The sequence below is a fragment of the Roseovarius sp. S88 genome (assembly GCF_037023735.1).
GTDB classification, from domain to species: domain Bacteria; phylum Pseudomonadota; class Alphaproteobacteria; order Rhodobacterales; family Rhodobacteraceae; genus Roseovarius; species Roseovarius phycicola.
The window spans coordinates 2,857,222-2,876,387 of the sequence record NZ_CP146069.1 but is presented as its reverse complement, the minus strand read 5'-3'; the positions used below and the strand labels follow the sequence as shown (position 1 = coordinate 2,876,387).

General features: G+C 54.9%; 17 protein-coding genes and 1 pseudogene. 5 read left to right on the top strand and 13 right to left on the bottom strand.

Annotation, left to right across the window (positions count from 1 at the left end; all coding sequences use genetic code 11):
• Positions 1-97: 97 nt before the first annotated feature.
• Complete coding sequence (locus RZ517_RS14585; protein WP_422395585.1) at positions 98-778, top strand: methyltransferase domain-containing protein; 681 nt, start codon at positions 98-100, stop codon at positions 776-778.
• A gap of 27 nt (positions 779-805) precedes the next feature.
• Here the strand turns inward: RZ517_RS14585 and RZ517_RS14580 are convergent, their stop codons facing one another.
• On the bottom strand, positions 806-1,525 hold the full coding sequence (locus tag RZ517_RS14580) for an outer membrane protein (protein ID WP_338548898.1): 720 nt from the start codon (positions 1,523-1,525) through the stop codon (positions 806-808).
• 146 nt (positions 1,526-1,671) lie between these two features.
• Here RZ517_RS14580 and RZ517_RS14575 point away from each other — a divergent pair, with 146 nt between their 5' ends.
• Positions 1,672-2,280: an MOSC domain-containing protein gene (locus tag RZ517_RS14575; protein WP_317057257.1), complete on the top strand. Its 609-nt coding sequence runs from the start codon at positions 1,672-1,674 to the stop codon at positions 2,278-2,280.
• Between the two features lie 32 nt (positions 2,281-2,312).
• Here RZ517_RS14575 and RZ517_RS14570 read toward each other — a convergent pair whose 3' ends face one another.
• Positions 2,313-3,377 carry an agmatine deiminase family protein gene (locus tag RZ517_RS14570; protein WP_338548897.1) on the bottom strand — a complete coding sequence of 355 codons (1,065 nt, stop codon included), beginning with the start codon at positions 3,375-3,377 and terminating at the stop codon, positions 2,313-2,315.
• A 220-nt stretch (positions 3,378-3,597) separates the two neighbouring features.
• Between RZ517_RS14570 and RZ517_RS14565 the strand changes: the two genes are divergently transcribed.
• Positions 3,598-5,274, top strand: coding sequence for a formate--tetrahydrofolate ligase (locus tag RZ517_RS14565; protein ID WP_338548896.1), 1,677 nt, complete (start codon positions 3,598-3,600; stop codon positions 5,272-5,274).
• Between the two features lie 86 nt (positions 5,275-5,360).
• Positions 5,361-6,251, top strand: coding sequence for a bifunctional methylenetetrahydrofolate dehydrogenase/methenyltetrahydrofolate cyclohydrolase FolD (gene folD, locus RZ517_RS14560; RefSeq protein ID WP_338548895.1), 891 nt, complete (start codon positions 5,361-5,363; stop codon positions 6,249-6,251).
• Here the strand turns inward: folD and RZ517_RS14555 are convergent.
• Positions 6,248-6,694 carry a PaaI family thioesterase gene (locus tag RZ517_RS14555; protein ID WP_338548894.1) on the bottom strand — a complete coding sequence of 149 codons (447 nt, stop codon included), beginning with the start codon at positions 6,692-6,694 and terminating at the stop codon, positions 6,248-6,250. The two genes, folD and RZ517_RS14555, sit on opposite strands and share 4 nt — an antisense overlap.
• 148 nt (positions 6,695-6,842) lie before the next feature.
• On the opposite strand from RZ517_RS14555, the gene RZ517_RS14550 reads away from it, so the two are divergent.
• Positions 6,843-7,580 carry a LytTR family DNA-binding domain-containing protein gene (locus RZ517_RS14550; protein WP_338548893.1) on the top strand — a complete coding sequence of 246 codons (738 nt, stop codon included), beginning with the start codon at positions 6,843-6,845 and terminating at the stop codon, positions 7,578-7,580.
• A gap of 52 nt (positions 7,581-7,632) precedes the next feature.
• On the opposite strand, the gene pdeM is transcribed toward RZ517_RS14550, so the two are convergent.
• From pdeM to RZ517_RS14500, 10 genes and pseudogenes are all read right to left on the bottom strand, one after another.
• A complete protein-coding gene (gene pdeM / locus RZ517_RS14545) occupies positions 7,633-8,298 on the bottom strand; it encodes a ligase-associated DNA damage response endonuclease PdeM (protein ID WP_338548892.1) in 666 nt (221 codons plus the stop codon).
• A gap of 88 nt (positions 8,299-8,386) precedes the next feature.
• A complete protein-coding gene (locus RZ517_RS14540) occupies positions 8,387-10,792 on the bottom strand; it encodes a ligase-associated DNA damage response DEXH box helicase (RefSeq protein ID WP_338548891.1) in 2,406 nt (801 codons plus the stop codon).
• 118 nt (positions 10,793-10,910) lie between these two features.
• Positions 10,911-12,221, bottom strand: coding sequence for an ATPase (locus tag RZ517_RS14535; protein WP_338548890.1), 1,311 nt, complete (start codon positions 12,219-12,221; stop codon positions 10,911-10,913).
• 132 nt (positions 12,222-12,353) lie between these two features.
• Positions 12,354-12,887 carry an A24 family peptidase gene (locus RZ517_RS14530; protein ID WP_338548889.1) on the bottom strand — a complete coding sequence of 178 codons (534 nt, stop codon included), beginning with the start codon at positions 12,885-12,887 and terminating at the stop codon, positions 12,354-12,356.
• 24 nt (positions 12,888-12,911) lie between these two features.
• Complete coding sequence (locus RZ517_RS14525; protein WP_338548888.1) at positions 12,912-13,766, bottom strand: tetratricopeptide repeat protein; 855 nt, start codon at positions 13,764-13,766, stop codon at positions 12,912-12,914.
• 27 nt (positions 13,767-13,793) lie between these two features.
• Entirely contained in the window at positions 13,794-14,363 is a 570-nt protein-coding gene (locus RZ517_RS14520) for a tetratricopeptide repeat protein (RefSeq protein WP_338548887.1), read from the bottom strand.
• 14 nt (positions 14,364-14,377) lie between these two features.
• A pseudogene (locus tag RZ517_RS14515) lies at positions 14,378-15,362 on the bottom strand (type II secretion system F family protein).
• A gap of 21 nt (positions 15,363-15,383) precedes the next feature.
• On the bottom strand, positions 15,384-16,352 hold the full coding sequence (locus RZ517_RS14510; protein WP_338548886.1) for a type II secretion system F family protein: 969 nt from the start codon (positions 16,350-16,352) through the stop codon (positions 15,384-15,386).
• A gap of 5 nt (positions 16,353-16,357) precedes the next feature.
• A complete protein-coding gene (locus RZ517_RS14505) occupies positions 16,358-17,809 on the bottom strand; it encodes a CpaF family protein (protein WP_338548885.1) in 1,452 nt (483 codons plus the stop codon).
• 14 nt (positions 17,810-17,823) lie between these two features.
• Complete coding sequence (locus tag RZ517_RS14500) at positions 17,824-19,062, bottom strand: AAA family ATPase (RefSeq protein WP_338548884.1); 1,239 nt, start codon at positions 19,060-19,062, stop codon at positions 17,824-17,826.
• Positions 19,063-19,166: the final 104 nt, after the last annotated feature.

The window sequence follows — 19,166 nt, the reverse complement described above, 5'->3', positions numbered from 1 at the left end:
GACGACTGCAACGACAGATTGGAACCCGGGCGCGTATGCCCGATTCCATGATTTGCGGCTGCGGCCCGGTCTCGATCTGATCAACACGATCACACATCTGGGCACCGGGGATGTCTACGACCTTGGCTGCGGCAATGGGGCTATGGGAGATGCCCTTCGCGCTCTGGCGGGTGGTCGTGCCGTGATTGGCGTTGATGCCAGCCCCTCGATGCTGGAAAAGGCGCGCGTGGTCAAAGCCTATAGCAGCGTTAGCCAGGCCGATATTGCCAGCTGGCGCGCACCGCGCAAGCCTGGCCTTATCTTTTCCAACGCGGCACTGCATTGGGTCGGAAACCACGAAAAACTGATGCCGCAACTGGCCGAAATGCTTGGCAAGGGCGGCACGCTGGCCGTGCAAATGCCGCATCAGAACAAGGCGCCGTCACACCGTGTCTGGCTGGGTTTGGTTGAGGAAATGTTCCCTGGCCGAGTTGAAAAGATGGGCACACCCGGTGTCATGGCGCCTGTGAAATATGAAGAGCTGTTATCTTCCATGGGCCAGTTCAGGCTTTGGGAAACCGAGTATTATCAGCGTCTTGTGGCCGAGTCAGGAAGCCATCCTGTGCGTCGTTTTACCGAAAGCACCTATGCGCGACCTGTTCTGCAGGCGCTTGATGAAGGTGAGAAAACCGCACTGATCAAACGCTACGAAGAGGCAATGCATGCCGCCTATCCGGTGCGTAAAGATGGTTCGGTTCTGTTCCCGTTCCGCCGGATGTTTTTCACTCTGACCATGTGATCTGGATTGAAAACAGGGGCTATGCCTTCAAAACTGGAAGGCAACACCTAAAGACAACTTTTGCACCGGGCCATTGCTAACTGTGTACCTTTGAGAGTTTGGTACGCCGTCTTGGTTGGCCTGAGTGAAGTTGCCATAATCGGTTATGCTATATTCAACGCGCAGTAACCAGTTTTCGTTAAAGAAGCGCTCTGCGCCGATGGCAAGAAGAGGCCCGAAATACAGGTCGTTTCGCATGTAAGCGTCTGAAAGAGTTAGCGCCCCACCATTCACATCGCCGCCAATGTTGCGGATCCTTGCAAATGACACACCGCCTTTGGCATAGAGCAACGTGTCGCCATATACCTGCCCGTACCGTCCAGTGATGTTCCCAGACCATTGAATTTCGACCTGATCGATATCGTTGTCAGCATTGAATGTAAGTTCCGAGCTCAGATCATCGGCAGAGAGGGAGAATTCACCACCATAAACCACTCTTCCAACACGTTTGTTCCATCCAATGAAACTGCTGAGACCAAAACCCTCGTAGGAATGATCGACACGGTTCACGGCTTGGTTCTGGTTAAAGGTAAAGCGATTTCCGATCGTCTTGTTTGTTCCACCTGCGTAATTCAGGGTCGCGCCAGTGTAAAAACCAGACCATTGCCCGTGGTCCACGGGGTCGGCTTGGGCAACTGACACGGCGCAAAGGCATGCGCATACTGGAAGAACGGCCTGTTTAAACATTTGGCTTTGGACTTTACCCAACAGATTTCACCGATTGCTAGCACATCTAGTTCGTACAAGCTCAACCGATAAGGGGAAAAGTCATCGAGAACACATCATCACGTAATTTGATTTGACCACATCATGATAGGCGTCGAAGTTGGTGCAAAACATTCAAAGGAACCAACATGCCCGCGTTATTGCCCACAGATCACTATGCTCGCGTTACCTGGCTTGGGTTCGTCAAAACGCAGGAGGATGGGATCCGGTCTGAGCCGCTGACATCGGTGGATGTCGGTTGGGATGGTGTGCCGGGCGAGTTCCATGGTGGCCGGACGCGACCTTCCTGTGTGCGGGTCAAGGATCAGCACGAAGAAGGCACCGAGATTGCCAATGTACGTCAGTTTTCGGTGCTCTCTGCCGAAGAACTTGCCGATATCTCGAAAGAGGTTGGGTTGGACGAAATGAACCCTGAATGGATGGGGGCCTCAATTGTGGTTGAGGGGATTGACGACTTTACGCACATTCCCCCCTCTTCGCGTTTGCAGTCTGATGAGGGCACGACTTTGGTTATCGATATGGAAAACCGCCCCTGCATCTGGCCCGGCAAGGAGCTTGAGAAAGATCACGAGGGGTACGGCAAACTCTTCAAACCCGCCGCACGTCACAGGCGTGGTGTGACGGCATGGGTTGAACGACCTGGGCCACTCAGCATAGGGGACACATTGCGCCTGCATGTCCCTGATCAGCGCCCATGGATGCACCATGCAGACTGCCTGACCGGTAAGGCGTACTAAGCTCTTTGCATCTTGGATGTTTTTGCAGCGTCCTAAGCCCTTGGCATTTGCTGTGTTGCGCAATGGATGCCGCCGCCAAGTTCGCCAAGTATATCTGCATTCATCATCACAATCTCCCGTTCTGGGAAGTGTGCCATGAGCGCTTGCCGCGCCTTGGCGTCGGTTTCCGCATCGCCAAATTCCGAGGTGATCACCGCGCCATTGCAAACGTAGTAATTCACGTATGAGGCAACGAAATCATAGCTCTTGACCCGTCTTCGGTTTGGTTCCGGGATGACATCGACATCAAGGCCGCGGGCGATCAGGACGTCATAGGTTTCTATCATGGCGTTGTAGAATGGATCGTCAGGCAGCGGTTCTGACGGTAAGTTCATCAAAACCCGCCCTGGTCCGGTAAAGCGCGCCAGGGCGTCTATGTGATAATCGGTGATGTCGTGATCCTTAAGGCCGGGCGCCCAGATCATTTCCGACGCGCCAATGGCTAGCAGCAAGGTGTTTTCAACATCTTCGCGAGACAGCCCCGGATTTCGGTTTCGGATCACCCAAGAGCTTTCATGCGCCATCAAAAGCCCATGCCCGTCCTGTTCAATGCCTCCGCCTTCGCCTTTGAGCGGGGTGTCCAAGAGAGGCAGATCCGAAAGCTCTGCCACGCGAGAGGCAATTTGGCTGTCATGTGCATGCGTCTGCTTGTTTCCCCAGCCATTGAACTTGATGTGCTGGATGACCCTGTTTCCAGCTCCATCAATGGCAAAAATCGGGCCCGAGTCGCGACACCAGAGATCTTCGGTCGGGATGTTCCACAACGTGACGTTGCCAGAAAGGAGGGGGGCGATCTGCGCATGGTGTTCCGCATCGGCCAACATCACAACAGGTTCAAATTCCGCGATGAGGTTCGCGACTTCGGCGATCTTTGCCTGCACAAGTTTAAGAAAGCCGCTGTGTGAATAGACCTTTCTGCTGACGGGCCATTGCATGAAGGTGCATTCATGTGGTGCTTCTTCCGCAGGAACAAAAAATGTTTTGCTTTGGGCCGATGATATTGTCCCTCCAAAACCAAGACCAGCGGCCATACCCTGCAAGAGCGTGCGTCGTTTCACCACGTGCCCTTTCCCAACTCAATCTCACGAAACTCTGCATCGAAATGCTACAAGATCCGGTGTCGAAAGTGTAAGCGATGTTTCCGATATGAAACAAAACCGCGACCTGCCGCCGCATCAGAGACGGGAAATGTCGGATTCCTGACCTCGTATACGAGGGTCTACTTTGTATGGCTAACAGCGAACAGGAGTTGCCGTGCGCGGCCAGAGGGAAATCATCATGAGCTACAAGTCCGACATTGAAATCGCCCGCGAGGCCAAGAAACAGCCGATCCAAGCGGTCGGCGACAAGCTTGGCATTCCGACCGAGCATCTACTGCCCTATGGCCATGACAAGGCGAAGGTGAGCCAGGATTACATCAATTCGGTTCAGAAGAACAAAGATGGCAAGCTCATCCTTGTAACCGCGATCAACCCGACGCCTGCGGGCGAAGGCAAGACGACAACGACCGTGGGTCTGGGCGATGGTCTCAACCGCATCGGCAAGAAGGCGATGATCTGCATTCGCGAGGCGTCGCTTGGCCCGAACTTCGGGATGAAGGGTGGAGCCGCGGGCGGTGGCTATGCGCAGGTTGTGCCGATGGAGGATATGAACCTGCATTTCACGGGCGACTTCCACGCGATCACTTCGGCGCACTCGTTACTCTCGGCGATGATCGACAACCACATCTATTGGGGAAATGAGCAAGAGATTGACGTGCGCCGGGTGCAATGGCGCCGTGTCGTGGACATGAATGATCGTGCCCTGCGTCAGATCAACGTGTCGCTTGGCGGTGTGGCCAATGGCTTCCCGCGCGAGGGCGGGTTTGACATCACGGTGGCATCTGAGGTCATGGCGATCCTGTGCCTGGCCAGAGACCTCAAGGACCTTGAAAAGCGCTTGGGCGATATGATTGTGGCCTACCGCCGCGATCGCACACCGGTTTTCTGCCGTGATATCAAGGCAGAAGGGGCGATGACGGTTCTGCTCAAGGACGCGATGCAGCCCAACCTTGTGCAGACACTGGAAAACAACCCGGCCTTTGTGCATGGCGGCCCGTTCGCCAATATCGCGCATGGCTGTAACTCGGTGATTGCGACGACAACGGCGCTGAAGATTGCCGATTACGTGGTGACCGAAGCGGGCTTTGGAGCGGACCTTGGGGCCGAGAAGTTCATGAACATCAAATGCCGCAAGGCGGGGCTTGCGCCGTCGGCAGTGGTGCTGGTGGCGACCGTGAGGGCGATGAAGATGAATGGCGGTGTGGCTAAGGCCGATCTTGGCGCGGAGAATGTTGATGCGGTCAAGAATGGCTGCCCGAACCTTGGGCGTCACATCGAGAACGTCAAATCCTTTGGTGTGCCGGTCGTTGTGGCGATTAACCACTTTGTCACCGACACCGATGCTGAAGTCCAGGCGGTGAAGGACTATGTGTCTGAGCACGGTGCTGAGGCGGTTGTCTCCAAGCATTGGGAATTTGGCTCGGAAGGGTCTGAGGATCTCGCCAAGAAAGTGGTTGAGGTTGTGGATGCGGGCAATGCCAACTTTGCGCCGATTTATCCTGATGACATGAGCCTCTTTGAAAAGGTCGAGACCATCGCCAAGCGCATCTACCGCGCCGATGAGGTTTTGGCCGACAAGAAAATCCGCGATCAGCTCAAGCTCTGGGAAGAGCAGGGGTACGGCAAGCTTCCGGTCTGTATGGCCAAAACGCAGTACAGCTTCTCAACCGATCCGAACCTGCGCGGCGCACCAACGGGCCATTCGGTGCCTGTGCGTGAAGTGCGGCTCAGTGCCGGGGCAGGGTTTGTGGTTGTTGTTTGCGGTGAGATCATGACGATGCCGGGTCTGCCAAGCAAACCTGCGGCAGAGAACATTCATCTCAACGACAACGGTCAGATTGAAGGGCTGTTTTAATCCATGGCGGGGTGAAACCTCGCCCTACCAAGTTGTGTCGTAGGGCGGGGTTTCACCCCGCCTTCCACATGTAAAAAGGAAAGACGATGACAGCGCAGATCATTGACGGCAAAGCCTTTGCCGGTACCGTTCGGGAAAAAGTCGCAGGCCATGTGGCGCGGTTGAAAGAAGAGCACGGCATCACACCCGGCTTGGCCGTGGTGCTGGTCGGGGAAGACCCTGCCTCTCAGGTTTATGTGCGCTCCAAAGGCAAACAAACTGTCGAGGTGGGCATGAAGTCTGTCGAGCACAAACTGGATGCCGATACGTCCGAAGAGGATCTTCTGGCCGTTGTCGATCAGCTTAACAACGATCCTGATATTCATGGGATTTTGGTGCAGCTGCCTTTGCCCGGCCATCTCAACGAGGATCTTGTGATCAATTCAATCGATCCTGCTAAAGATGTCGATGGGTTCCACATTTCCAATGTGGGCCTGTTGGGCACCGGTCAAAAATCCATGGTGCCCTGTACGCCTTTGGGCTGTCTGATGATGCTGCGCGACCATCACGGGTCACTTAGCGGTCTGGATGCTGTGGTTGTGGGCCGCTCTAACATTGTGGGCAAACCCATGGCGCAACTCTTGCTCGGCGATAGCTGCACCGTGACGATTGCGCATAGCCGGACGAAGGACCTTCCAGATGTTGTTCGCCGCGCCGACATTGTGGTGGCTGCTGTGGGCCGCCCTGAAATGGTCCCCGGCGACTGGATCAAGGAAGGGGCCACCGTCATTGACGTAGGCATCAACCGGATTGAGCGCGACGGTAAGAACAAGCTTGTGGGAGATGTGGACTTTGCCAGCGCGTCCGAACGAGCCGGGGCGATCACGCCCGTGCCGGGCGGTGTTGGGCCTATGACCATTGCTTGTCTGTTGGCCAACACAGTCACGGCGTGTTGCCGGGCCAATGGGCTTTCCGAGCCTGAAGGTTTAACTGCTTAGGTCTTCGATAAATCGACCGGGATCATCGTCCCGGTGAGCAATGCGATGTGGCTCTCTTTGCCGTCTTGGATGGCAAAGACATCCGATTGCACCACCATCAAACGACGCCCTGGCCGGATCACCCGGCCGCGGGCCACAAGCCGCTCGCCCTTGCCCGGAGCGAGCAGGTTGATCTTCATCTCGGTTGTCAAAACTTCGTGAGTTTCTGGCAAAAGACTAAGGGCAGAGTACCCTGTTGCGCTATCTCCGATCGCAAAGGTCAGCCCCGCATGGGCATAGCCCTGCTGTTGTAAGCTGCCCGCCAAGATAGGAGCTTCGATGTCTACATGACCGTTTTCGATACGAGTCAGTTTGGCCCCAAGTGTTGCCATCATCGATTGCGCGGAGAAACTCTTATTTATCTTTTCAGTCACATAAGGGGACAAAGTGGGGATGTTTCCCATAAATTATTCCTACGGTTTTGGTGCAACTTTAGGGTAATCTTGTCAGTGGTTCGTGTGAACGACTGATTGTAGAAATTCGAGCGAGTGTGTGGCGAGACGAATGGTGTCTACAGGTAACATTAAACTCAGTGTGACCGAGAATCTTCGGATGATGATGTCTCCGGTCACGGGTATTGTTTGGTTGTTTACAGTTGTTTTAACCGTCCTGGCAGGGCCATTTGGGACATATGACGGTATGGAATTCTCGGCGCGAACGCTATACTGGGTTTCGGTCGTTTCGCTGGCATTGCTCTGTGGATATGTCGTGCGCGGTGTGGTTCTTGTCATGATTGGTCAGGAGCGGCCCGCACTCTTTGATTTGGCGGCCAGTATCGTTGTGACAGTGGTTTTCACGCCTGTATTGATTCTTGTCGGGCGTTGCGTTGAAGGCCTTTTGGGTGGCATGCCCCCAGAGTTTCCCAATGTCGTATTGTACACCTTTGCAGTTGCTTTTGCCGCTTATGTGTCTCGTCGTGTGGTCGTTCGCGCCGAGGAGTGCACCTATCCATTTTTTGATGACGAAGTAGAAAAAGAACCTCGCCTTGTGACCCGGCTGAGCCCGGAGATCAGAGGCAAGATCATTCGGATTTCAGGTCAGGACCATCATGTGGAGATCGCCACGTCGCACGGTTCAGAAACGCTTCGGTTGCGTCTAACCGATGCGATCAGCGAGATGGACGAGGTAGAGGGATATTGCACACACCGCTCACATTGGGTTGCGCGGGATGCGATTGTCCAGGTAGACCGCGAGAGCAGCCATAAGATCAGTATCGTTTTGTCCAATGGCGATGTGGTGCCGGTCAGCCGGAAGTACAAACCTGGTTTGGAAAACGCGCAGATCTTGTAAAGTTCAAAGCGGAGCGCCTTTCGCGGATGTTTTGGATTAAAGGTAAAACGCGTCAGCCACGCGGCATAGGCGCTGCGCGTGGTGTGGTGCCGGTCAGCACAGCAATTGTTTCGCTACGCATTAGATCACACAGTGCTGCATCATGGCTTCGCAATCCGCCCGTAAATGTGCCAAAGGCTGGCATAATCACCTTGTCAATATCGATCAAAAACGCTGGTCGCGTGATCGTGCGGCCCCGCACGGGCAACGTGACCTTCGGGTGATAATGCCCTGAAATTTCGCCACTGTGCCCAGGTCGCGCAATGTGGCGGAATACGAGGGGCGGGAGAGGAAGTTCGGAAAGATGGGCACCACCAAGGTCCATCGGACCCGGATCATGATTGCCTTCAATCCAGACCCACCGGCGTCCGGCTTGCAGACGTGCGATCCAGAGTTTTTCAGCCTCACGAAGCGACAAGGCCGCCTGGGCATCATCGAAGCTGTCGCCTAGGCAAATGACGGTCGTCGCCCCGGTGGTGTCGAGGTCGGATTGCAGGCGAGACAAAGTGTCGTGGGTTTCATAGGGTGGCAAGATGGCATCGCCCAGTCGTGCGCGGCGCTCGGCCTTGCCCAGATGCATGTCCGAGACGCATAGAAGGTTTTGATCGCGCCAATAGAGCGCACCGGACCCAAGCGCGGTGAGTTGCGCGCCCGCGAGAGTAAAATCGTAACCGTTCATGCTCTGTTCTTGTGGCTTGCGCCCGTGTATTTTGCAAGCGCTAAAGCGTTGCGCGATAAACCTGCCTCCCGGATGATTGCAAACCGCTTTAGTTCATCAACCCTGCAGCTTGCATCAATCGTTCGGTTTCTTCTTCCAAAAGGCGCTCTTGCGCGACCCCTTCGACCGGCGTGCGTCCGGCTTCTAAAAACAGAGGTGCCGCAAAGGGCGTGACGCGACTAAGGCGCAATAGATCAATGCGATCGTCAATTCGGTCAAGCATGTCGTCGATCCGCCCAAAATCAATCAATCCGCGCATGGCCTCTTGCCGGGTGATGTCGAGCAGAAGGTGATTGGGGTCATATTTTGCCAGCGTGTCATAGAGGATATCGGAAGAAAATGTCGCCTGTCGTCCCGATTTACGCAGCTGTGGCAAGTTGCGCTGTATTAGGCCCGCAATGGTGGCAGAGGCGCGGAAGGTACGTTTCATCAACGCGTTGCCGGCCAACCACCGATCCAATCCCTTCCGCAACGCATCACGGTTAAAGAGTCCCGTCGCGTCTTGCAGTGGGTTCAACCCCCAAATCAGAGTGGCGTAGTCCGTTGATACAAATCCCATTGGGGCCAGTCCCATGTCTTCCATCCGCTTCGTGATGAGCAGGCCAAGTGTCTGCTGCGCGTTGCGCCCGGCAAAACCGTAGATGCACACATGTTCACGGCCATCATGTGGGAAGCTTTCGATCAAAAGACGCCCAGCCTCGGGCAGGCGAGATACACCCGCTTGAAGAGCGATCCAATCCGCGGTGTGAACAGGTAAGGCAGAATGATCATCGCGTGCCAGAAGTCGCAGAATTCGCTGGCTCAGCTGGGTTGAGGTGGCAAACTTGGTGCCAGAGAAGACAGCAATCTTGGGCTTTCGCGCAGCGTCCCGGCTGACCTCAACAGTCATGTCGCGTAGGCCTTCGTACTTCACGATTTGCCCTCCAATGAGGAAAGTATCGCCGGGTGTGAGCGAGGCGGCAAACCCTTCTTCGATCTCACCCAGGGGTTTGCCGCCCCGCGTGCGCTTCATGCGAACTTTGAGAAGGTCACTGTCCTGGATCGTGCCGATGTTCATGCGGATGAGCCGTGCTGCACGTGGATCACGCAGTTGCCACAGACCGTCGCGTTCCAGCAGGCGTTGCCACTGATCGTAAGCACGTAACGCATAACCACCCGCGGCACAGAAATCGAGGCAATCGTCAAATTCCGAGCGGGTCAAATCCGCGTATGACCCGGTGCTTTTGACCTCAGCAAAGAGCACATCCGTGTCAAAGGGGCCCGAACAGGCGCGGATCAGGATATGTTGGCATAGAACATCTCTTGGTCCGGGGCCACGTGGTTCACCATCCAGATCATGGTCCCGTGCGGCCTCCAACGCGGCATGGCATTCGATGACTTCAAAGCGGTTGGCGGGCACCAAAAGCGCCTTGGACGGTGCGTTGTAGCGGTGATTTGCGCGGCCGATGCGTTGCACAAGCCGTTTGACATTCTTAGGCGCGCCAACTTGGATCACAAGGTCCACATCGCCCCAATCGATACCGAGATCCAGACTTCCGGTGCAGACCACTGCGCGCAACTCTCCACGCTGCATCGCGGCTTCGACGCGCTCTCTTTGTATCCGGTCGAGCGAGCCGTGATGTATGCCGATGGGCAAGGCCTCTTCATTGGCAAGCCATAGATTATGAAAGAAAATTTCCGCCTGCGCACGCGTGTTGTGAAAGATGAGCGTGATCTTGTGGCGTTTGATTTCCTCCATTACGGCCGGAATGGCATAGACCGCACCACCCCCAGCCCAGGGAGGTGGTGCGTCAGTATTGAGCATCGCGATTTGTGGCTCTGGACCGGGATCTGCCAGGAGAATTTCGCACGGGTCAGGATGTCGTGCCAAAAGGTGAGCGATGGCTTTGGGGTCTTCCACCGTGGCTGAAAGGCCCACGCGCTTAAGATCAGGACACATGGCTTGCACTCGGCTCAGCGCAAGCATCAGCTGATCGCCGCGCTTGGACTCTGCAAGGGCATGTATTTCGTCCACAACCACACGTTTCAATCCTGCAAAGATGCGTGGTGCATCCTCATAAGATGTGAGTAATGCAAGGCTTTCTGGCGTTGTTAGAAGGATATGAGGCGGATCGGCCCGTTGTCGTTTCTTACGCGCGGAGGAGGTGTCACCCGTGCGGTCCTCAATCCGTATGGGCAGGCCCATCTCTTCGACTGGTGTGGTGAGGTTGCGCCGGATATCGGCGGCCAGGGCTTTCAACGGTGAAATGTAAAGCGTGTGCAGCCCCTCGTGAGGGTTTGAAGCCAGATCGACCAAGGTCGGCAGAAACCCGGCCAGAGTTTTCCCACCCCCTGTGGGCGCAATGAGCAAGAGCGCGGCGTGATCTGCGCGGCTCAGCATGTCCTGCTGATGCGGATGGATGTGCCAGCCGCGTTTGGCAAACCAAGTCTCAAAGGCAGGGGGCAGGGCGGTCATGTCCCAGAGTTAGGTCAAACCGCCGAAGGGGACCACCCCGACCTGATATGAAAAAAGCCCCGGAAAAATCCGGAGCTTTTGACATTCGCTACCCTAGGGCAGGCCAGGGTGCGATGGATTACTTTACGATCTTTTCTTCTTTCACGAACATGTTGGCCCAGGCGCGATCCACCAATTCTGGGCTCATCTGGTATTCCAGACCTTCGAATTCGCAGATCGAGATCATTTGGTCGATCAGGAAGATCGGTTGATAGTTCGAATAGATATTGTTGATCGTCGGGTATTTCACCTTGAGCAAGTGCAACAAAGCCTCTTCGTCCAGCGGCATTTTGCGCTTCTTGGCGACCATGGCAAAGATCTTGAGGAAATCTTGCTGGCTCGGCCCGTCGATCTTGATCTTAAAGAAGATCCGGCGCAGGGCCGCTTGGTCAAAGATTTCGTTGGGGTGGAAGTTGGTCGAGAAGATCACCAAGGTGTCAAATGGCACCTCAAATTTCTCACCCGATTGCAAGGCGAGAATGTCTTTGGATTCTTCAAGTGGAACAATCCAGCGGTTCACAAGCGCCTGTGGCGGTTCTTGCTGACGGCCAAGGTCGTCCACGATGAAGATGCCGCCGCTCGACTTGAGCTGCAAAGGTGCCTGATAAGTGCGCGCAGTAGGGTTATAGACAAGGTCCAGCATGCTGAGTGAGAGCTCACCACCGGTGATCACTGTGGGTCGTTCGCAGCGCACGTAGCGCGTGTCGAAAGAACGCGACCGGCGCAATGAGTTTGGATCGTCAACTTCGACCTCTGCCGAAGAGTGAACAATCGGGTCATAGACCGTGATCACCTGACCGGAGTACTCGATGGCGCGGGGAATGTAGATCTTGTCGCCCATCGCATCGCGAATACCGTTTGAAATCGAAGATTTACCGTTGCCCGGAGGGCCGTACATCAGAACCGAGCGACCGGCCGATACCGCGGGCCCAAGCTGATCCAGTAGGTCATTGGGAAGGACGAGATGCCCCATAGCACCGGTCAACTCGTCGCGTGAAATCTGAATGTCGCGGATTGACTGGCGTTTCACCTGTTCGCGGTAAACCGAGAGTGGTACGGGCATCGCGCCGAAGTACTCTGACTGCGCAAGTGCGTCCAGCGCGCGGGCCTTGCCGGCATCGGTCAACTGGTATCCCATTTCGTTTCCCGAGTTGGCATTCAGCGTACCGGTTGCCTCAAGCAAACGTTGCTCGCGGGCCATGTCGATCAATTCCTGCGTTACGGCACGGGGCAAACAAATGTTTTCGGCCACTTCTGTGGCGGTGTCCACGTTCTTGCGGAACATCGTTTTGATCAGAATATCCCGCATCATCACGATCGGGAGCTGCATATCTTTCAGTCCGACCGGTGGGGGAGGAGGCTGAACGCCGGTTGTCGTTTGCATGTTCATCGGTTTGGCCTGTCTCTTACCTGCACCACAAAAAAGCCCGCAAAAGGGGCGAAGCATAGGCACACTGTGCCATCCAAACTTGCTGAAATTATGGTGATGCCCGGGCAGGGCTGGGGCAAGCGCCTAACGGTTCTATTGACCCCAGATCGCCCCCACGACCAGGTAACAGGCCAAGGTCAAACCAAGTGCCGTTCCGAAGGGTATCGTGAATTTTTGACCCTTGCCGACGGAGTCTGTGTTCTTGGGGTTTTTCGCAGCCCAGCTGGCCCAGTCAGGCGCAAGCTTGGTCAGAGGAGATTTGTAAACCCCGAGAACCGCCAAGGCAGAGCCGAAACACGCGGCTGCGAGGATGAACAGCACTGTGACGATATCACCGGGATGCACATAGGGTGCGGCGGCGGCCATGAACTTGACGTCGCCAGCGCCCATTTGCCGCGCCATCCAGAGCACGAACCCATAGACGAAGGCGACCGCATAATGCGCGAAACGCCAAAGAAAGTCGGTAAAGGGAAGCGTGAAAAAGCCAATAATAACAAAGACAAGGAAAACGGCCCACACGGTCAAGTTGGTGATCCGCTTGTATTTCATGTCGACATAGAATGTCAGGATGCAGAGCGGCACGGCAAAGAGCGCGAAAAGAGTGGCCTGAACCGCGTCGATCTGCATCAAAGCTGTCTCGTCTTTCTCGTGTCAGCTTGTTTCGTCTTCCAGTGCGCGCAAGCTGCGCACAGCGGCTTCGAAATGCTGCGGATGGGTGTCGATGGCATCACGCATCAAGCCGCGCCCGATGTTGGTGTCGCCTTGCTTGATGGCTGACAAGCCCAAAGTGTAGAGCAGCTGCGCACGCTCGACTTGGGATGTTTGCAACACTGGAAGCGCATATTTCTTCTGTGCGCCCCGCGCCAGGATCAGGTTGTTTTTCGCGGTAAAAAGCGAATTGTCCTGCTTGATGGCATCCGCAAAGAGGCGCTCTGCGCCCTCATAGTCTCCACGGGTCAATTTGGAATAGCCCCAGTTGTTCATAACACTGGCTGGTTTCGTTGTCAGACCAACGGCAATCTCGTAAAAGCTATCCGCCTTTTTCCAGTCCTGATTGCTGTCTGCGATCATTGCTTCAAGACGGTAGCGTTTGAAGGTTTCAAATGTGGGTGGCACCGAGTCAAGCACCTGGTCGGCGCGCTCCCAGTCGTTGCTGCGAATAAGCGCATCGGCGAAATCCACCTGGTCATCGTTGGTGGCGTCCTTGTGTTCGCTCACGCGCTTCCACGCCGCGACAGCTTCGGTGTTACGCTTGGCCCGAACCAGCGATTTTGCCAAACCACGTTGGATGTCGATCCGGTCGGGATTGTTTGCAAGCGTGCGCTGAAAGTAGGTCACGCCCTCATTGGGGTCAGCCACGTTCAGCATCACCTCGTTGAGGTTGCTCTCATCTACAACATTGATATCAGAAAGCGCGCGTTCGACGTCAGTATCAGACTGTTGATCACACGCGGATAGTACAAAAGCACCTGCTACACAGATGCCTACCAGGATGGGATGGCGCATTTTTTGCGTCCTTTTACTGCCTTCGCCTCATTCTGATGTCTCGCGGATCAGATAGTCGCTGCCTCCGCGCCGCACCAGTTTATAGTCTTGTTTTTCTTGTTCTTGGTCAGAACTATAAAACGGATCTTCTTGTTTTGCGAGAACTAAGCGCAAATTGTCGCGAATTGCGTCACTTTCGCCATTATCGAGGGCGAATGCGCGTTTGAAATGCTGTACCGCTTCGGCGTTTTCGCCCTTTTCAAGTAACAATACGCCCAAATTGTTCCAGATTTCGGGACTTCTTTCGTCCTTATCAAGCGCATCTCGCAAGAGTTTTTCTGCTGTGCCAAGTCGTCCCAGCCCCAGATTAGCAGCGCCCAGGCCAGACAGGACATCGGCGCTCAGACCTTCGTTGACGGCCGCGCGGTTGAAGGCGTCGATGGCCAGTTCGTACTGACCGGCATCCAAAAGACGGTTGCCTACAACAATTCCGTCGACCGCTTCTTCATTTCGCGCCACACCAGGTGCAAAGGGATTGTCCTTGTCACGCAAAATACTCTGGCTGCACCCGGCAGCCAGAGCAAGTGATATCAAAAGCCAAGCACCTGCTCGTGCCATTTAGCCTCGTCTTTTTATTGGCCGCCCACGCTCATCGAGAAGAGTTCCATGATCCCGAGCACCGAAGGGCCAACCAGAATGATTAGCAATGGAGGCACTGTAAGCATCATCGTGGCCAAAGTCATCTTCGTTGGCAATTTGTTTGCTTTTTCTTCAGCGCGCATGACACGTTTGTCACGCATCTCCGCCGCATAAACCCTAAGCGCGTCCGCCACAGAGGTACCAAAGCTTTGCGATTGAACCAGAACCGTCACAAAGCTTGAGATGTCCATTACGCCACAACGCTCAGCCATTTCATTGAGAACTGAAGGTTTGTCTCGACCCGCCTTGATTTGGTGTGCGACCATTTCGTACTCGTCCGCCAGAGCCGGATAAGACACCCGAATTTCATTTGCGACACGAATGATCGACTGGTCCAAAGACTGACCTGCTTCAACGCATGTCAACATCATATCCAGACTGTCGGGAAAGCCGTCGGTGATTTCCTGTTGGCGCTGTTGCAGACGTTTTGTCACCCAGTATTTAGGAAACAGGTACCCTGCGGCTCCTGGGCCCAGAATATAGAGAATGGTCTGCTGCGTTGTTGTACCTTCATTGCCGGCAACGAACACCACAAAGTAGAGCACACCGAGAACCAAGAAACCGATACCAAATGCAAATTGTGCGAAATGGTAGTACCGGATCGCGTCGCGGTCACGATACCCGGCCTGTAACAGAGTCAGGCGAATTTGGCTCAGCGATTTTTCGTCTTTGGGTTCGAGGAAGTTGGCGTATTTGTCCAACTTGTCATTGCGCTTGCCAGACCGCAGACGCTTTTGTTCCGCCTCCGTATCAACGCCAGAGCGCGAAGCCCTCTTGATCTTTTCCAGAGGATCCTTGGATTCTGCGCACCAAAATCTGGACGGCAATCAGGATAAGGATAAAGCCAAGAACGCCAACTGCGATCAAGGGCCCAAACGGACCGAGTGCATTGGTCATGGTTTCCATCAAAGCTTGCATAATCTTGTCTCCCCCTGGGACTTACACTTTGATGTTCACAAGTGCGCGCATCACAAACAGGTTTGCGATCAGAAATGCGCCCACAAGCAGACATGCTGGTATGAAGTAAGGATGCTCCATCGCCTCATCGTAGTAGTCCGGCTTAATGAGCTGGATCCCGATAAGAGCCATAATGGGGAAACCTGAAAGGAATTTGCCAGACCATTTGGCCTCGGCGGTGATGGCCTTTACGCGGCGGAACAGACGGAACCGAGCCCGGATCACCTTTGCCAGACCGTCAAGGATCTCAGCGAGGTTACCACCTGATTGCTGTTGGATAGTCACTGCCACAGCCAGAAAGCGCAAATCCTGCATATCAATCCGTTCTGCCATGTCCTTGAGAGCTTCGCCCATCTCACGACCATAGGCTGCTTCGTCGGCGATTACGCCAAACTCTGTGGCCAGAGGGTCAGACACTTCGTCAGCAACAATCGCAATGGCGGCCGAAAACGGATGACCCACACGCAGGCTTCGGACCATGAGTTCAATCGCGTCAGGCAATTGTTCTTCCAGCAAGGCCATGCGTTTATTGGCCTTCATGTTGATCCAAGTGAACACGCCACCGACGCCCATAGCGGCGGAGACGACGATGCGAACAGCAAACGGCGTCGCCGTGCCGATGGACAGGCCAACAAATGCCAGAAAGCTCAGCCCGATCATCAGGAAAACAAGCTGTTTTGGGGTAAAGGCTATAGCGGCCTTTTGTGCTTTGTTCGACAGGATCGAATAAAGCGGAATTTTGCGCGCCTTGAGATGCTGTTCCATCTCCTTGCGCAGCTTTTCCATGACCTCTTCGCGGTTGCCGCTTTTGTCGAGCATCTCCAGGCGTCGGTTGACGCGGTTGTTGAGGCTGATCGATCGACCGAACACCGTCAGGTAAAGGCCCTCTACGAGAACCAGAACACCGATAAAGATCAGACCATAGATAATTGGTTCTGCACTGATAGTCATGCCCGTTACTCCGCAGCGATGGGTTCATAAATGCTTGGTGGGAGGTCATACCCCCACAAGCGGAACCGTTCGGAAAAGTTGGAGCGCACACCAGTTCCGGTGAAATGGCCCATGATTTTGTTATCTGCTGTCAGGCCGACGCGCTGAAAGCGGAAGATTTCTTGCATGGAAATCACGTCGCCTTCCATACCGGTAATCTCTGTGATTGAGGTCATCCGGCGCGAACCGTCCTGAAGACGGCTGGCTTGCACGAGAAGGTTCACAGCCGAGGCGATCTGAGACCGTACCGCTTTGAGTGGCATTTCGATCCCGGCCATTGCGACCATGTTTTCAAGACGGCTGATGCCGTCGCGTGGGTTGTTGGCGTGGATCGTGGTCATCGAGCCGTCGTGGCCGGTGTTCATGGCCTGCAACATGTCGATCACTTCCTCGCCCCGGGTTTCACCCACGATGATGCGGTCGGGGCGCATCCGAAGAGCGTTTTTCAGACAGTCGCGGGGAGAAACCTCACCTTTGCCTTCCACGTTGGGCGGGCGGCTTTCCATCCGGCCTACATGGGTCTGTTGCAGTTGAAGTTCCGCCGTATCCTCAATGGTCAGGATGCGTTCGGCGTTGTCGATGAATGAGCTTAAGGCATTGAGCGTGGTTGTCTTACCCGAACCGGTACCGCCCGAGACAATCACATTGAGGCGGGTTGCCACAGCCGCCTGCAGGTAGGCTGCCATTTCCTCAGAAAAGGCACCAAAGTTGACCAGGTCATCAATCCCGAGCTTGTCCTTTTTGAATTTCCGAATGGAGACGAGAGATCCATCCACCGCAATCGGCGGCACCATGGCGTTGAAACGCGAGCCATCCTGCAAACGGGCGTCCACATAAGGGTTTGATTCGTCGACGCGGCGACCAACGGCGGACACGATTTTGTCGATGATGCGCAGCAAGTGCTTTTCATCTTTAAAGGTCGTATCGGTCAACTCCAGCTTACCGGCGCGTTCCACGAACACCTGATGCGGACCGTTCACCAGAATATCGTTGACCGTTTCGTCCTTCAAAAGCGGTTCAAGCGGCCCCAGGCCGCGCACTTCGTCATAGAGTTCCTGGGTCAGCGTTGTGCGGTCTTCGCGGTTCAGAACGATATTGCGCTCTTCCAGGGCTTCGCCCGCGATTGAGCTGATCTCTGATCGAAGATCGGCCTCGCTTGCCCCTTCCAAAGCCCCAAGATTGAGGTTGTCCAAAAGCGAACGATGCAGTTCGATTTTGATTTCGCCCAGACGCTCTTTGCGTTTGCGTTCTTTGTCCTGCGGCGCGTCTTGCACTTGCGCTTTCGGCAAAGGTTTGCGAAGCGACGAGGATTTCGGCGCTTCGTTGACTGGAACGGTTTTTGGCTTGTCCGCAGGTTCGGCTGTTTTGGCCTTGGCCGCGTTGGCCGGATCATCTGGTTTTTTGTAACGCGAAAACATTTAAGTTGGTCCTTTTACGCGGCTTCTTCGGCATCGGTTTTGCCGATCTCGTGCAATGAGTGTGCAAGCTTTGCGATTTCCTTGCGCAGCGGATTTTTGGCTGCGGCTATGGCAAGTGGCTGACCGTGGTCGCCTGCTTGCATCACTTGCTTGCCGCCTTCTGGCAAATGCACTTCGATACTGATTTCCAACCCTTCAGCCATCCGCTTGATACGGCTCTTGCCACTCAGATCGGTGAATTTGGGGGCGCGGTTCAGGCAGAACCGCAGTTTTTCAATGGGCAGCTCTTCGGATTTCAACGCCCGCTTGAGACGCAGCGCGTTTTGCGCAGACCGCATATCTAGCTCAAGTGTGGTAAAGTAAATCTGCGCGGCATTGAGAACTGTCTCAGTCCAAAGCACCAGTGTGCTTGGCATATCAATGATGACGTAATCAAACTTTGCGCGCGCGAAGTCTATGATCTTCTGCACGTCTTCGGGTGTGATCATGTCAAGTGGCAGAATGTCCGCCGGAGCGGTCAAAACCCAAAGCTTTTCTTCAAACGAGACAAGCGCCTGTTTGAACATGTCTTCGTCCATGGATTCAGTATCTGTCCACATTTCATAGACGACGTCGCGGCGGGGTAAGTCGAGATAGGTGGCGACCGAACCGGTTTGCAAACCCAAATCAATCAGACATACACGCGGTCCGTTTTCCTTTTCAACGTTCGCCAGTTCCCAGGCCAGGTTGACCGCCAATGTGGTGCCGCCTGCACCACCCGCCAAAGCTTGCGTGGCGAGCACGACTCCATCAGCGGGCGCATTGTCTCCGGCAAAGACTGCATTTGCCATGTTCGCGGCGACTTGCTTGCGATGGCGCAACCGTTCAATTGCGGCTTCCAATTCGTTCTCGGGAAGAGGGTAGGGGACAAATTCGTCCGCGCCCTGACGCAACAAGTGGTGCAGTGAAGCGGGGCTGACATCTTCAGCGATGAGGATGACCTTGATGCCTCGTGCGCTGGCCAGCGAAATGATTTCGCTCAGCACACTCATGTCGTCTTCGTCGCTTTCGTCAATGGCAAGCGCCACGAATTCGAGCGCTTCGGCATCGGGTTGATTGAAAAAGGCTAGCGCCTCGGAAAATCCAAGATCCCCCCAGCTTTCGCCCAAAATCGCTTCCATATCTTCTATGAGAAGATCGAATTCCTGCACGTCCCGGCTAATTGTACACGCCGTGATCGGGTTGGATTCGGTTTTTGTCTGCGCACTACTCATCTCAGTTCGGTCCCGTAACTTTGCCGCGGCGTATGGTCCGCCGAAACCATTGTTATTCTGACCGGAAGTGTGAATTTGTAGAGACACCCCGCACTCCGGACAGG